Below are 11783 nucleotides of genomic sequence, written 5' to 3'. Positions count from 1 at the left end.
GAAGCTGGCGCATCCCCTACCAGGGCGTCCCGCAGCAACTGTCGTAACTGCTCCGCTTCATGCTCGACGCCGATGGTTCGAACCTGTGCGAGTTCCGCCTGCCGCTGCTCGTACGCGACCTTCTGCTTCTCCACGCGCCCCTCCAAGGACCGTCGCTACCGGATCGCCGACCGTGCGGCGGGCGACGTCGTTGGCGACCGCGGTGCCGTGGTCGCGGCGGACCATGTGCAGGCACAGGTCGATGCCGGCGGCGACACCGGCGGAGGTGAGGACGTCGCCGTCGTCGATGAACAGGACGTCCGCGTCGACCTCGATCTGCGGGAACAGTTCCTGGAAGCGTTCGGCGTCCGCCCAGTGCGTGGTGGCGGGGCGGCCGTCGAGGAGGCCGGCGGCGGCGAGGACGTAGACGCCGGTGCAGATGGAGGCGAGGCGGGTGCCGGGGCGGATGTGGGAGAGGGCGGCGGTGAGTTCGGGGGTGAGGACGCCCTCCTCGAAGACCGGGCCGAGTTCGTACGACGCCGGGATGATCACGGTGTCGGCGGTGGCGAGGGCCTCCGGGCCGTTCGGGACGTGGATGGCGAAGTCGGCGTCGGTGTCGACCGGGCCGGGCGGGCGGACCGAGCAGGTGACGACCTCGTACAGCAGCCGCCCCTCGGCGTCCCTGGGCCGGCCGAAGATGCGGTGCGGGATGCCCAGCTCGAAGGGGAGGAGGCCGTCGAGGGCGAGGACGACGACGCGGTGGGGGCGGAAGGCGGTGGTGGCTGAGGCTGCTGAGGCTGTGGCCATGGCTCGATTGTATGGCCTGATCCTAGCGAATGCTGTCCTTCGGGCCAGTGGCTCGGGAGGGGCGGGATGGCGGAAGCTCATTGACGTGACTCAGACAACCGATGCCACGCCCGGCCCCAGCACTGCCGGGGAGCCCGGCCCCGAGCCCAGTGGCCGCAGCCGTAGCGGTAGCCGTCGTACCGGCATCAACCGTGCCTGGTTCGTCGCCGCCGTCACGTTCGTGACGATCATTGGTGCGGCGGCCTTCCGTTCGCTGCCCGGGTTGTTGATCGATCCGCTGCACCAGGAGTTCGGTTGGTCGCGCGGCACGATCGGGGCCGCGGCGTCCATCAACCTCGCGCTGTACGGGCTGACGGCACCCTTCGCGGCGGCGCTGATGGACCGCTTCGGCATCCGGCGGGTGGTCGCGGTCGCGCTGACCGTGATCGCGCTCGGGTCCGGCCTGACGGTGTGGATGACGGCGCCGTGGCAACTGCTGCTGTGCTGGGGCCTGTTGGTGGGGCTTGGCAGTGGTTCGATGGCGCTCGCCTTCGCGGCGACGGTCACCAACCGCTGGTTCACCGCGCGGAAGGGCCTGGTCACCGGCATCCTCACGGCGGCCTCGGCGTCCGGCCAGCTGATCTTCCTGCCGCTGCTGTCCTGGATAGTCGAGGAGCACAGCTGGCGCCCGGCGGCCGTGACCGTCTCCCTCGCGGCGCTCGCGGTGGTTCCCTTCGTGTGGCTGCTGCTGCGGGACCACCCGGCGGACGTGGGCGCGAAGCCGTACGGCGCGACCGAGTTCGTACCGAAGCCGGAACCGGTGACGGGCGCGGCCCGCCGTACGGTCTCGGTGCTGTTCAAGGCGGTGCGCACCGGCCCGTTCTGGCTGCTGGCCGGGACCTTCGCGATCTGCGGCGCGTCCACGAACGGTCTGATCCAGACCCACTTCGTGCCCGCCGCCCACGACCACGGCATGCCCATCACGGCGGCGGCCTCGCTGCTCGCGGTGATCGGCGTCTTCGACGTCGTCGGCACGATCGCCTCCGGCTGGTTCACCGACCGCTTCGAACCCCGCCGCCTGCTCGCCGTCTACTACGCCCTGCGCGGCATCTCCCTCCTCTTCCTCCCCATGCTGCTGGCCCCCACGGTCCACCCGCCCATGCTCTTCTTCATCGTCTTCTACGGCCTCGACTGGGTCGCCACGGTCCCCCCGACCCTCGCCCTGTGCCGCGAGCAGTACGGCGAGGACAGCGCGATCGTCTTCGGCTGGGTCCTCGCCTCCCACCAGATCGGCGCGGCGCTGGTCGCCTTCCTGGGCGGGGTCGCCCGGGACGCGTTCGGGTCGTACGACATGGTCTGGTACGTGTCGGGGGCGCTGTGCGCGGTGGCGGCGTTGATGGCGCTGGTGATCCGGCGGCGGCCGGTCGTGGGGACGGTCGCGGTCGCGGTGGCGTGACGGCTACGAGGCGGAGGTGATGTTCCCCTTCGCGTCCACGGTGTGGGTCTGCCAGTACGTGTCCCACTTGTCGTCGACGTGCTGCGGCACCTTCCCCTTCGGGTACCGCGCATAGCCGCTCGGCGGGGTGTCGCCGTTCTTCACGCAGGCGCCGCCCGCGGTGCTGCCCACGGCCAGGACCGGGTACTCACCCCCGCCGCACATGGCATCCGCCGTGGAGAACGAGCAGGCGGACAGCAGCCAGGCAGTGGATATCAGGACGGACGTGAGAACGGCGACTCGCGTGCGCTTGCTCATGGTGGAGGTCCCCCGGTCAGATGCTCGAATGCTCGAATCGGTCTGAGAGCAAGACTGTCGGAGGAGCGGCGGACCTTCATGAGTACGCGGGCTCAGCCTCGGAGCGCGGGTTACTCAGCGGCACTCGGAGGAACCGCTGTCCGCACGGGCGCGCTGCTGCGCCCGCGACCCCGGCCGCTGAGTTCGGCGTCGAACGTCTCCTGGGCGACGCGCATGACCTCGGCGTACTCGGGTCGCCGTAGCCGCTCCCACATCTCGTCCTCGGGGACGTCCTCCACGTGGGCGACCACCCACCAGATGTTGCCGAAGGGGTCCTTGATCCGCCCGCCGCGCTGTCCGAAGGCGTCGTTCGCCAGGTGTGTGACGATGCGGCCGCCGGCGTCGACGGCCCGGGTGAACGCCTGGTCCGCGTCGGGTACGAACACGCGCAGCAGGCTCGGCATGACGGGCCAGTCCGGGCTGCGGTCGAAGGCCAGCACGACCGTGTCCCCGACCCGGATCTCGCCGTGCCCGATCGCCCCGCCCTCGGTCACCACCCGCCCGAGTTCCTTCCCGCCGAAGGCCTCGTTGACGAAGTCGAGGAAGGCTCCCGTGTCGTCGGTGGCGACCCAGGGGGAGACGGTGGTGTAGCCCTCCGGGGCGGAGTTGGTGTGGTGGGACATCGTCGGGGTTCCCTTCGTCGCTGCCGGGTTTCGGGGGCGACGATAGGGGCGGGGTAGGTCAGATCCAGTCCTACTGGCGATCAGAGGAAGCGGCCCCGATGGAACAACAGGGGTGCTCCTTCACCCTCGTTGGTGCCCAGCCCGTCCACCCGTCCCACCACGATCAGATGGTCGCCCCCGGTGTGCACCGCGTGGATCGTGCAGTCGACCCAGGCGGCGGCGTCGGTGAGGCGGGGGGAGCCGGAGACCGGGGAGGCGTCGTACGGGACGTCCGCGAACTTGTCCGTGCCGGGTACCGCGAAGCCGCGGCACAACTCGCCCTGGTGGGCGGCGAGTACGTTGACGCAGAAGACGCCGGCGCGGGCGATGCGCGGCCAGGTCGTCGATGTACGGCCGACCATGAAGACGACGAGGGGTGGGTCGAGGGAGAGGGCGGAGAAGGACTGGCAGGCGAAGCCGGCGGGGCCGGGTTCGCCGGCGGCCGCCGGGGCGGTGATCACGGTCACGCCAGTCGCGAACGTGCCCAGGACGCGCCGGAATTCACCCTGGTCGACCGGTGCCCGCTCGTCGTCCGTGACACACCGAAGCTCCGGCCGCGGCAGCGCCTCGACAGGCTGCGCGGCCGGAGCGCTTCCGGCCGACCTGAGGTACCGGACGGCGGCCGCGGCCGCCCCTGCGTGTCCCATCACACCGCCCATTGAAGCTGACGGCTCATCAGATAGGAAGGGTTACGGCCCCGCCGTCATCCGGAGCCGAAGACTCCCTCAAGTCGCCCGCGCTCAGGGGAAATTCACAGGCTACGGGGCAGAACATGGGGGTTGCGTCGCCCCACGGACCCCTCCGGGTCACCCCGTGCTCGCCCACCCCCAGCAGTGTTGCGGAACGACCGCCACCGGTACATCACCGGCGGCGGCCGTGACCTGAGGAGCACCCACACGATGAACCGTCTCACCGCACGCGGCGGAGCCGTGGCCGCCGTCGCCGGCCTCGCCCTGACGCTCGCCGCCGCCCTGCCCGCGCAGGCCGCCGACTCGACCGTAACCGAGTCCCAGTGGCTGACCGACGTCGCCGCCGTCACCGGCCCCGCGCAGACCTACATCGACTCCCGTGCCGCCGCCAACACCTCGGGCGCCAAGCTGGCGATCGTGCTCGACATCGACAACACCTCGCTGGAGACCTACTTCGAGGGCGGCGTCACCGTCCCCGCGACCCCGCCGGTGCTCGCCCTCGCCCAGGACGCGCACGCCAAGGGCGTCAGCGTGTTCTTCGTCAGCGCCCGCAGCAACCTGTTCAACGCGGTCACCAAGTCCAACCTGACGACGGTCGGTTACACGGTCGACGGCCTCTACGCGCGCACGGTCGCAGAGCTGCTGACCAAGTCCATCGCCGACTTCAAGACCTCGCAGCGCCAGGCGATCGAAGCGAACGGCTACGACATCATCGCCAACATCGGCAACAACACGACCGACCTGTCCGGCGGCTACGCCGACACGACGTACAAACTGCCCGACTACGACGGCCTGTTGGACTGACCCGCACAACGGCCGTGGTCCCTCTGGAAGCTGGGGTCCTTTCTAACCAGTCACAGCTCGTGACAGTGGTTAGATTTGCACCCAGCTTCAAAGAAGCGAGTGGCCCAACAGCAACCTACGCAGCTCAGGGCCAGAGCAACCCCTTCGACCAGCCCCGCTCCGCCCGGACATAGCTCAGGCGCACGTGTCGTCGTAGCGCATCACCCTGGAAGAACTCGACCTCGTCCGGGAACACGCGGTACAGGGTCCAGGACGGGGCAGGGGTCTCCGGTTCGCGTCGGGCCAGTTCCCAGGACGCTTCCGACATCTGTGCCAACTCGCCCAAGGACGGGAGGACTTCGCTCTGGTGACCGGTCAGCGCTGCCGCCAGCGCACCCGTCGAGTGGGCGTGCAGGTCCGCCTGGGATTCGGTCGCTGTCGCCGGGACGACGGGGCCTCGTAGGCGGACCTGGCGGCCGAGGCGGGGCCAGTAGAAGGCGAGGGCGGCGTAGGCGAAGCCCTTCAGCTGGTGGCCCTTGCGGCTCGTGGAGTGGGTCGCGAAGGACCAGCCGTCGTCGTCCGCGCCGTGCAGCATCACCATCCGTACGTCCGGGAGGCCGCCGCCCTCCGACTCCGGGTCCCCGTCCCGCGTCGCCAGCGACATCACGTGCGGTTCGGTCTCGCCCGCCGCCACCGCCTCCGCGAACCAGGTGGTGAAGAGGGCGAGTGGGGTGTCCGGTGTGGCGGCCGGGTCCAGCGCAGGCAGCTTGGTCACCTCCGGGGCCCATACCCGTAGTGACTTCAGCAGTTCGTGGAGATTCGTTCCCGATCCTGATCCCGTTGCCATGGGGTGAGTATCACCTCGGGGCCGAGGCGGGGTGAAAGTCGTAGCCCGCGAAGTCCTCCACCGGGCGGTACCCGATGCGCTGGTACAGGGCGTTGCTCGTCGGGTTGGCCAGGTCCGTGAACAGCAGGACCTCCTCCGCGCCCGCCGCCCTCGCCATCCCGCTGACCTCGACCGTGACCGCACCGGCATAACCCCGGCCCCTGAGGCCCGCCGGGGTGTAGACGGGGGCCACCCGGATCTGTCCGGCCACCTTCGTCGTGAGCCCGGCCATGGACACCGGCGTACCGTCCGGGGTTTCCCAGAGCGTGATCCCGCCGTACGCGATCCGGGAGTCGGCCCACTCGCCGGGATCCTGCGAGGTGCCGCTCTCGCCGATGGCCTTCGCGAACTCGACGTACCAGCCCATGAGTTGTTCGCGATCCTTTGCCGTCGCGACTCGCGGGCGGCCCGGCGGAACGGGCTCCGGGATCGTCAACTCGTCCAGGCGGTACAGGCGTTGGCGTGCGTGGAGTTCGGAGGTGGAGCCCGTTCGTCCTGCCCATGCCTCCGCGAACGTCGCCGCCGTGTCCCGTTCGGCCATGACTCCCGGCAACTCGTCGCCGCGCAACGCCAATTGGGCCGCCAGCGCTGCGCTCTCCTCGGCGGTGAGGGGGGTCAGCATCAGACGCCCGGGAGGTGTGCGGAAGAAGGCGGCCCGTACTTCGCCGCCTCGTTCCAGTGTGCCGAACACCGGGTCGCCCGCGCCGTACATGCGCAGCCCTCGGCTGCGCAGCGCCGCGGTCACCGTCAGGTGAACCGTGTGCAGCGCCGGGCGGGAACGCAGGAACTCCCCGGCCCGGGTGAGGAATTGGTCCAGGTCCCCGGTGATGTGCCAGTCGCCGGCCGTCACGCCTCCACCTCCGGGTCCGTCGCCAGGCGCCCGTGCAGGTGGACGTCACGGAACGCGTCCCGTCTGCCCGCCTCGAACATCGCCCCGCGCAACGTCCCCTCCGCCGGGAAACCGCAGTGCTCGGCGATACGGCAGGACGCGTCGTGGCCGAGGGCGTGGCCCAGTTCGAGGCGGTGCAGGCCCAGGTCGGTCAGGGCCCAGCGGGCGGCGAGGGTGAGGGCGCGGGTGGCGACGTTGCGGCCCCGGGCCTCGGGGAGGGTCCAGTAGCCGACGCGGGCGACGCGGATGACGTGGTCGATGTCGTTGACGCCGATGTGCCCCAGCGTCGTACCGCTGACCGCGTCCGTGACGCAGAACGACGCGCTGACGCCGTCCTCCGCGTTCTCGGCGCGGGAGCGCAGCGAGTCGCGGGCGCTGGTGACGTCCGCGACCGGCCGCAGCGGGGTGTTCCAGCGCTGGAACTCGGGGTCGGACACCCCGCGCAGCCAGTCCGTCACATCACTGTCGGCGTCGGCGTCCCAGGGGCGCAGCCGAAGCCCATGACCGTTCAGCTCGGGGAAGGGCTGCTGTAGAGACCGCTCGCGTATGTGGGCCATCGCGCCATTGAATCAAGCCCCCCGCGCGCCGGGTATGTGATTTTCGGCGGCCCGCGGCCCGGATCACAGTGGCCGGAACACCGGGATCCCGTCCCGGAACCTCACCTCCACGGCCATCCCGGCCCGCAGCCCGGCCGCCTCGCACTCCACGATCTCCGTCATCATCCGCGGCCCCTCCGCGAGATCGACCACCGCCGCGACGTACGGCACCCGCTCCCCGAAGGGCGGCAGGTCGTTGCGGTGGACGACGGACCAGGTGTAGAGGGTGGCACGGCCGCTCGCGGGCTCCCAGGTGACGTTCTCGCTCCAGCAGCGGGGGCAGAACTCGCGGGGGTAGTGGTGGGCCCGTCCGCAGTCCGCGCAACGGCGGACGAGCAGACGGCCCTGCGCGGCGGCCTCCCAGTAGGCGCGGGTGAACGCGTCGGCCTCGGGGAGGTCGAAGCGCGGGGCGTCGCCGGTCATCAGAACCACCTCAGCGCGGCGGTCATCAGGACCACCCCAGCGCATCGACCATCAGAACCACCCCAGCGCATCCGCCATCAGAACCACCCCAGCGCACTGTCCACCGACCACACCTGCCAGGACATCGCGAACAGCGCCACCACCGAGATGAGCGCCATCATCGCGTTCTGCCCCTGCTCCGCCCAGTCGTGGATCATGAGCGTGAAGTAGAGGACGTTGAGGAGCAGGCCCCCGACGAGCGCGGCCGGGGTGAGGAACCCCGCGACCAGGCCGAGGCCGACCGCCAACTCGGCGTAGACGACGACGTACGCCATCGTGCGCGGGCGCGGCGCGACCATCACGTCGAAGCCCGAACGGACCGCCGTCCAGCGGTGTTTCGCGGCGACGTCGGCCGCCCAGGCGATGCCGGTGCCGCGCTCGAACCAGGCCTTCTTGTCCTTGTGCCGCCAGCTCTCCAGCCACCACAGCCCGAGTCCTATACGGAGGACCGCGAGCCAGTCCGCTCCGCTGAGCCAGATCGCATCCATGAATCTGACGGTACGTCAGAAGCTGAAGAAAGCCGAGAGCCGGCCATGAAAATCCTGTGGTCCGGCCGTGCCGCTGTGGGTCCCCCATGAATCCCCGCGGATTGTTGACGATTTTGTTCAGCCCCGATTACGTTCGCAAGCGCAAGGCCAAGGAGCGGTCGGGAAGACGCGGTCGGGAAGACGCGCTCAGGAAAGCGAGAGGCAGCACGGTGAAGCACAGGGCAGTGAAGCGCAGGACGGTAGTCATGGGCATCGGCGCGACCGCCGGTGTCGCGGCGGTCGGCGGCATCGCGCTCAGCGCGAACGCGTCGAGCGGCTCGAAATCGTCCTCGTCCTCCTCGGACACCCTGGTCTTCGACCCGGACGCCTATACGAAACTGACGAAGAGCGTCACGGACACCGAGGGCACGAAGCACACGGTCGTCTACCACTTCTGGAAGGCGATCACGTACGTCGCCAACCCGGTGGACGCCACCTACCAGTCCCTGATCGTCAGCTCCCCGGTGGAGATCGACGGCAAGGCGGTCGACGCGAGCAACGCCCCCATCCTGCTCGCCAACTCCGTCGGCGGCTACCTGCCCTCGTCCGTGTCGACCGCCACCGAGGTCGGCGGCGGCGGTTCCGCGATGGGCGGCGGCGCGGCCCCGAGCGGCGCCCCCAGCACCTCAGCTTCTACCTCAGCTTCTACCTCGGCCTCCACCTCCGCTGCCGCCTCCGCGAGCGCCTCCGCCTCCGCCCCCGGCGCCAACGGCAACACCAACGCCACCGGCGGCGCCACCTCCAGCAACCAGCTCCTCGCGCTGGCCGCCGGCTACGTCGTCATCGAGCCCGGCGCCCGCGGCCGTACGCTCAAGAACTCCAGCGGCGAGTACTACGGCACCGCCCCGGCCGCGATCGTCGACCTCAAGGCGGCGGTCCGCTACATCAGGTCGAACAAGGGCCGCATCCCCGGCAACGTCGAGCGGATCGTCTCCGCAGGTACGAGCGCGGGTGGCGCCCTGTCCTCCCTGCTCGGCGCGTCCGGCGACAGTCCGATCTACGACAAGTACCTCAAGGCGCTGGGCGCGGCCGACGCCTCCGACGCGATCTTCGCGACCGGCGCCTGGTGCCCGATCACCGACCTGGAGCACGCCGACGGCGCCTACGAGTGGAACTGGGGCGCCAACGACCTGAGCACCGGCAAGCTCGTCGACCAGACGGTCTCCAAGGCGTTGCAGGCGCAGTTCGCCGAGTACCAGGCCGGCCTGAAGCTGCGCGGCCTCGGCGGCTTCGGTCCGCTGAACGCTCGCAACCTCGACGCGTACATGGTCGAGCAGTACCTGGAGCCCTCGGCGACCACGTACCTCGCCGCCCTCTCGGACTCGGCCCGCGCGACCTACCTGAAGGCCAACACCTTCATCACCTGGTCCGGCGGCAAGGCCACCTTCACCTGGGCCGACTTCCTCACCCACGTCGGCGCCCGCAAGAAGGACACCCCGGCCTTCGACGCCTTCGACCTGTCGGCCGGTGAGAACAACGAGTTCGGCACGGGCACGACCCTGGCCCGCCACTTCACGGCGTACGGCGCGAAGAACGACTCAACAGGCCTGAGCAGCAAGCGGGTTCCGAGCGACATCCCCGCCAAGCTCGACCTGATGAACCCGATGTACCACCTGGTCGAGAAGGTCAACCCGAACCGTTCCAAGCACTGGTGGATCCGCCTCGGCACCAAGGACTCGGACACCGCGCTGACGGTCGCCGCCAACCTCGCCGCCCGCCTCGACAACCTGGGCGACGACGTGAACCACATCTACTACTGGGACGAGGGTCACGGCGCCAACACCGACCCGGGCGACTTCATCACGTGGATCGCCCAGGTGACGGGCCACAAGGCCAAGCGCGGCAAGTAGCCCCCGGCCACCTCTGTGTAGACCCCCAGGACGCGGCACCGGTTTCCCGTCATACATTCCGGTCGCCGCCTCACGACGCCGAGCCCCTTCGCGCACGACGCGGGCTCGGCGTCGTGGCTTTTCCCACGGCCCTCACACACCAGACGCTCTACGCCACCCACCTCACCCACTCCTCCACACCCGTGATCAATCCGCAACCAATTCCGGGCTTGACCGAGACCCATCAACGTGGGACGTGATTACGCTCGCGCTCATGGCCGACTCCACAGCGTCCCCGACCCCCGCGGCGCAGAACCACGCAGACCGCCCCGTGTACGTCATCGGCGGCGGCCCCGGCGGTCTCGCCGCCGCGTACGCGCTGCGCGCGCAGGGCATCCGTGCCGTCGTACTGGAGAAGTCGGACCGGGTCGGAGCGTCCTGGCGCAGGCACTACGACCGCCTGCACCTGCACACCACCCGGCGGCTGTCGAGCCTGCCCGGGCTGACGATCCCGCGCCGTTTCGGCCGCTGGGTCTCGCGGGACGACGTGGTGCGCTATCTGGAGAAGTACGCCGAGGTCCACGAGTTGGAGATCGTCACCGGCGTCGAGGTCTCCCGCGTCGAGCGCTCGGCGGACGGCGCCGGCTGGCTGCTGCACGCCACCGGCGGCCGCGAACTGACCGGCCGCGCGGTCGTCGTCGCCACCGGCACCAACCACACCCCCCGCATCCCCGACTGGCCCGGCCGCGACACCTACACCGGCGACCTCCTGCACGCCGCCGACTACCGCAACGCCCAGCCCTACGCCGGCCAGGACGTCCTGGTCGTCGGCATCGGCAACACGGGCGCGGAGATCGCCGTGGACGTGATCGAGGGCGGCGCGTCCCGCGTCCGCCTCTCCGTCCGCACCACCCCGCACATCCTGCGCCGCTCGACCGCGGGCTGGGCGGCCCAGTACACAGGCGTTCTCGTACGACGGCTGCCGGTCGGCCTGGTCGACCGGCTCGCGGGACCGGTGTCCAAGGCCAGCGTGCCGGACCTGTCGGCGCAGGGGCTGCCGCGCCCCGACACCGGGCTGTACAGCCGGGTCGAGCAGGGGTCGATCCCCGTGCAGGACGTCGGGCTCATCGACGCCGTACGTAAGGGGCGGGTCGAGATCGTGCCGGCCGTGGAGAGCTTCGAGGACGGCAAGGTGGTCCTCGCCGGCGGCGACCGCATCGGCCCTGACGTCGTGATCGCGGCCACGGGGTACGCCCGCTCCCTGGAGCAACTCGTCGGCCACCTGGGCGTGTTGGACGCCCGAGGCAAGCCGGTCGTGAACGGCGCGCACACCCCGAAGGACGCGCCCGGCCTCTACTTCACCGGCTTCACCAACCCCATCAGCGGCATGCTCCGCGAACTGGCCATCGACGCCGAGAAGATCGCGAAGGCTATTGCCAAGTCCGTCCGCAAAAGTGCCGTGAGCTAGGGTCCGTCCGTTCTTTGCGTGCACGACAGTTCCTGACGCACTGTCAGTTCAGTAATCTGACAGTGCGTCAGTTGATAATGCCGTCACACAGGAGCGGGGCGGACCGATGCTTGGATCAACCCACGGCACCCTCACCACCGACTCCCGCCGGGCCCGGGTCATCGCCTGCGGTGAGCAACCCGGCCCCGCCGTCCACGGCAGGCCCGCCGACGTCGACGATCTCGACGTCAGCGGGCGGCCGTTGTACGCGGGCGTACCCGACCTGGACCGTTTCTTCCGCCCCGAGTCGGTCGCCGTGATCGGCGCCTTCACCGTCTCGCGGACCTTGGCGTAGTCGTCGACGCCCGCCGCGAGGATGCGGTCGGCGCCGATGTTCGACGTCATGATCACGACGGTGTTCTTGAAGTCGACCGTGCGGCCCTGCGAGTCGGTGAG

12 protein-coding genes and 3 pseudogenes are annotated in these 11783 nt (G+C 70.1%); 5 read left to right on the top strand and 10 right to left on the bottom strand.

Features of this window, described 5'->3' with window-relative positions:
* Window positions 1-159 precede the first annotated feature (159 nt).
* Window positions 160-786 (bottom strand): annotated as a pseudogene (locus ACNFOC_RS41675) (GlxA family transcriptional regulator); the annotation flags it as partial.
* Between the two features lie 85 nt (window positions 787-871).
* On the opposite strand from ACNFOC_RS41675, the gene ACNFOC_RS41670 reads away from it, so the two are divergent.
* The gene (locus ACNFOC_RS41670; protein ID WP_416964223.1) at window positions 872-2221 is read left to right on the top strand and encodes an MFS transporter; all 1350 of its coding nucleotides are present in this window, start codon (window positions 872-874) and stop codon (window positions 2219-2221) included.
* 3 nt (window positions 2222-2224) lie between these two features.
* On the opposite strand, the gene ACNFOC_RS41665 is transcribed toward ACNFOC_RS41670, so the two are convergent.
* The 3 genes from ACNFOC_RS41665 to ACNFOC_RS41655 form a co-directional block, all read right to left on the bottom strand.
* Complete coding sequence (locus tag ACNFOC_RS41665; protein WP_416964222.1) at window positions 2225-2518, bottom strand: SCO0607 family lipoprotein; 294 nt, start codon at window positions 2516-2518, stop codon at window positions 2225-2227.
* A 110-nt stretch (window positions 2519-2628) separates the two neighbouring features.
* Complete coding sequence (locus ACNFOC_RS41660; protein ID WP_416964221.1) at window positions 2629-3180, bottom strand: VOC family protein; 552 nt, start codon at window positions 3178-3180, stop codon at window positions 2629-2631.
* Between the two features lie 80 nt (window positions 3181-3260).
* The gene (locus ACNFOC_RS41655) at window positions 3261-3866 is read right to left on the bottom strand and encodes a flavin reductase family protein (RefSeq protein WP_416964220.1); all 606 of its coding nucleotides are present in this window, start codon (window positions 3864-3866) and stop codon (window positions 3261-3263) included.
* Between the two features lie 252 nt (window positions 3867-4118).
* Between ACNFOC_RS41655 and ACNFOC_RS41650 the strand changes: the two genes are divergently transcribed.
* The gene (locus tag ACNFOC_RS41650) at window positions 4119-4712 is read left to right on the top strand and encodes an HAD family acid phosphatase (RefSeq protein WP_416964219.1); all 594 of its coding nucleotides are present in this window, start codon (window positions 4119-4121) and stop codon (window positions 4710-4712) included.
* 124 nt (window positions 4713-4836) lie between these two features.
* Here the strand turns inward: ACNFOC_RS41650 and ACNFOC_RS41645 are convergent, their stop codons facing one another.
* The 5 genes from ACNFOC_RS41645 to ACNFOC_RS41625 form a co-directional block, all read right to left on the bottom strand.
* Entirely contained in the window at window positions 4837-5538 is a 702-nt protein-coding gene (locus tag ACNFOC_RS41645; protein ID WP_416964218.1) for a pyridoxine/pyridoxamine 5'-phosphate oxidase, read from the bottom strand.
* A gap of 10 nt (window positions 5539-5548) precedes the next feature.
* Entirely contained in the window at window positions 5549-6427 is an 879-nt protein-coding gene (locus ACNFOC_RS41640) for a GNAT family N-acetyltransferase (RefSeq protein ID WP_416964217.1), read from the bottom strand.
* On the bottom strand, window positions 6424-7023 hold the full coding sequence (locus tag ACNFOC_RS41635) for a GNAT family N-acetyltransferase (RefSeq protein ID WP_416964216.1): 600 nt from the start codon (window positions 7021-7023) through the stop codon (window positions 6424-6426). Before ACNFOC_RS41635 ends, ACNFOC_RS41640 begins: the two co-directional genes overlap by 4 nt.
* 63 nt (window positions 7024-7086) lie before the next feature.
* Window positions 7087-7485: a Zn-ribbon domain-containing OB-fold protein gene (locus tag ACNFOC_RS41630; RefSeq protein WP_416964215.1), complete on the bottom strand. Its 399-nt coding sequence runs from the start codon at window positions 7483-7485 to the stop codon at window positions 7087-7089.
* 77 nt (window positions 7486-7562) lie between these two features.
* Complete coding sequence (locus tag ACNFOC_RS41625; protein ID WP_406125315.1) at window positions 7563-8012, bottom strand: DoxX family protein; 450 nt, start codon at window positions 8010-8012, stop codon at window positions 7563-7565.
* Window positions 8013-8257: 245 nt separating this feature from the next.
* Here ACNFOC_RS41625 and ACNFOC_RS41620 point away from each other — a divergent pair, with 245 nt between their 5' ends.
* The 3 genes and pseudogenes from ACNFOC_RS41620 to ACNFOC_RS41610 all read left to right on the top strand — a co-directional run.
* A complete protein-coding gene (locus tag ACNFOC_RS41620; RefSeq protein ID WP_416964214.1) occupies window positions 8258-9901 on the top strand; it encodes a subtype B tannase in 1644 nt (547 codons plus the stop codon).
* Window positions 9902-10154: 253 nt separating this feature from the next.
* A complete protein-coding gene (locus tag ACNFOC_RS41615) occupies window positions 10155-11348 on the top strand; it encodes a flavin-containing monooxygenase (RefSeq protein WP_416964213.1) in 1194 nt (397 codons plus the stop codon).
* 106 nt (window positions 11349-11454) lie between these two features.
* Window positions 11455-11655: pseudogene (locus ACNFOC_RS41610) on the top strand (hypothetical protein); the annotation flags it as partial.
* Window positions 11656-11711: 56 nt separating this feature from the next.
* On the opposite strand, the pseudogene ACNFOC_RS41605 reads toward ACNFOC_RS41610, so the two are convergent.
* A pseudogene (locus ACNFOC_RS41605) lies at window positions 11712-11783 on the bottom strand (AAA family ATPase); the annotation flags it as partial.

This window comes from Streptomyces colwelliae, from assembly GCF_048158785.1.
Lineage (GTDB): Bacteria > Actinomycetota > Actinomycetes > Streptomycetales > Streptomycetaceae > Streptomyces.
Note: the sequence above shows the minus strand (reverse complement) of the source record. Positions and strands in the feature narration are given on the sequence as shown.

Bases quoted from the DNA above. Each gene is read 5' to 3' on its own strand.
- ACNFOC_RS41665 (WP_416964222.1), bottom strand. From the start codon at position 2,518: ATGAGCAAGCGCACGCGAGTCGCCGTTCTCACGTCCGTCCTGATATCC.
- ACNFOC_RS41660 (WP_416964221.1), bottom strand. From the start codon at position 3,180: ATGTCCCACCACACCAACTCCGCCCCGGAGGGCTACACCACCGTCTCC.
- ACNFOC_RS41655 (WP_416964220.1), bottom strand. From the start codon at position 3,866: ATGGGACACGCAGGGGCGGCCGCGGCCGCCGTCCGGTACCTCAGGTCG.
- ACNFOC_RS41650 (WP_416964219.1), top strand. From the start codon at position 4,119: ATGAACCGTCTCACCGCACGCGGCGGAGCCGTGGCCGCCGTCGCCGGC.
- ACNFOC_RS41645 (WP_416964218.1), bottom strand. From the start codon at position 5,538: ATGGCAACGGGATCAGGATCGGGAACGAATCTCCACGAACTGCTGAAG.
- ACNFOC_RS41635 (WP_416964216.1), bottom strand. From the start codon at position 7,023: ATGGCCCACATACGCGAGCGGTCTCTACAGCAGCCCTTCCCCGAGCTG.
- ACNFOC_RS41630 (WP_416964215.1), bottom strand. From the start codon at position 7,485: ATGACCGGCGACGCCCCGCGCTTCGACCTCCCCGAGGCCGACGCGTTC.
- ACNFOC_RS41625 (WP_406125315.1), bottom strand. From the start codon at position 8,012: ATGGATGCGATCTGGCTCAGCGGAGCGGACTGGCTCGCGGTCCTCCGT.
- ACNFOC_RS41620 (WP_416964214.1), top strand. From the start codon at position 8,258: ATGGGCATCGGCGCGACCGCCGGTGTCGCGGCGGTCGGCGGCATCGCG.
- ACNFOC_RS41615 (WP_416964213.1), top strand. From the start codon at position 10,155: ATGGCCGACTCCACAGCGTCCCCGACCCCCGCGGCGCAGAACCACGCA.